This window comes from Arsukibacterium sp., assembly GCF_033722355.1.
Taxonomy (GTDB): Bacteria; Pseudomonadota; Gammaproteobacteria; order Enterobacterales; family Alteromonadaceae; genus Alishewanella.
In genome coordinates this window covers 1-1,745 of the sequence record NZ_JAWVZF010000272.1, presented here as the reverse complement: position 1 = coordinate 1,745, position 1,745 = coordinate 1, and the positions used below count along the sequence as shown (strand labels likewise).

1 protein-coding gene is annotated in these 1,745 nt (G+C 51.7%); it reads right to left on the bottom strand.

Annotated elements, in window-relative coordinates; genetic code table 11:
- Positions 1–212 precede the first annotated feature (212 nt).
- Positions 213–1,745: exodeoxyribonuclease V subunit alpha (gene recD, locus R3177_RS14715; protein ID WP_318971759.1), on the bottom strand; the 1,533-nt coding region annotated here is incomplete at its 5' end.

Sequence of the window (1,745 nt, the reverse complement as noted above, 5' to 3'; positions counted from 1 at the left end):
CCACACAGATAATTGATTGCGAATTGTTAAAGAGCATGCTTCAAACTCGTTTGAAGCGAGAACCGCTTTCGCCATTCTCAGAATGTTGTTATCAGTCGTTTGCTGCGTTGCCGCTGCCCCGTCTGTGGATGCGCATTATAGGGAGTTTAAAACCCTGCGCAAGCGCTTTTTAAAGAAATAAAATCGTTTGCCTAAAAAACAAGCAACGCCGGTCAGGACTCAGCAGCCAGCGCTAATGATAAACCGCCGGCCCGTAACGTCTGGCGCTGTACTGCCCGCACCAGCAGAGACGGTTCAGCACAAATCAGGGTAAAGCGGGCCGATGCGCGGGTAATGGCAGTATAGAATAACTCACGGTTCAGCAGACCATTATCATGAGCAGGCACTGCCAAAACGGTGTGACTGAATTCTGAACCCTGCGATTTATGTACCGTCATCGCAAACACTGTTTCCACTGCACTCAGCCTGGCCGGGATAATCCATTTAATCCCCTCCGCGCCCGCAAATGCTACTCTGAGCACGACGCTGATACTGCCATCTGACTGTATGACTGATTTAGGCAGACAAATACCAATGTCACCATTCATCAGCCCCAGCTGATAGTCATTGCGGCTGACCATCACCGGCCTGCCGGCATACCATTGATGTTCTGGCGCAATTAAACCCGCTTTGGCCAGACAATGCTGAATTTGCAGATTTAACTGTTCAACGCCAAGCTCACCTTTACGGGTTGCCGCCAATACCTGAAAACAACTATGGGCCCGGAGAATCTCTTGTGCCCAGTCATCCTGCCGTTCTGGCTCGGCGGGGGCGTTGCTAAGCATGGCCAAATAATGCCGGTAACCATAACCTCTATGGTGATTAGCACCATCAACAATCAACTGGCTAAAGGCTGCACCGGAGGTGCTGGCTGTCTGAAACAATAACAGCTCAGCGGGATAGTCATGCCAGATAGCCGGATCTAATTGTCCCTGATTAACCATTGCTGCCAGCCGGCCAATGCCGCTGTCCTGACCAAAGCGATGACTATGACGCAACATCACAATATGCTGTGACAGTAAGCAGCCTTTGTTACTGATAAGTGTAGCTGGGATCTGCTGGCCGGTTTGTTTTGCTAACCAGCTGGCCGTGGCCGGCAGGTAATCGCCGGCCACGGCTTTTTTGCAAAGCTCAGCTAATAATGCGCCAGCCTCTACTGACGACAACTGATCTTTATCACCGAGTAAAATGATCCTGGCGGACTGGGGCAATGCTTGCAGTAATGCGGCCATCATTTCCACATCAACCATCGACGCTTCATCCAGCACCAGAATATCCAGTGGCAGAGGCTGATGACGATTGTAACGCAGACTTTTACTGCCAGGACGCACGCCAAGCAGACGGTGAATAGTGCTAACATTTGTCGGAATAGCCTGCTCTATCTGGCTGAACCCGTCAATATTCAGTGCCGCAAGTCGGCTGATGGCGCCGCTAATACTGTCTTTTAAGCGTGCCGCTGCTTTGCCGGTAGGCGCAGCCAGCCGGATCTCCAGCAACGGTGCCTGCTGGTGCAGTTGCAATAATTGTAATAATGCCAGCAAACGCACCACTGTGGTGGTTTTGCCAGTTCCCGGGCCACCGGTAATCACCGTAAAAGCACTGCGACACGCAAGGGCACAGGCCAGCTGTTGCCAGTCGGGTTGCAGCTGTTGTTCGGCTGGCTTACTTTGCTGAAACAAGCGGGCCATTAACGGCAATAAAACGCT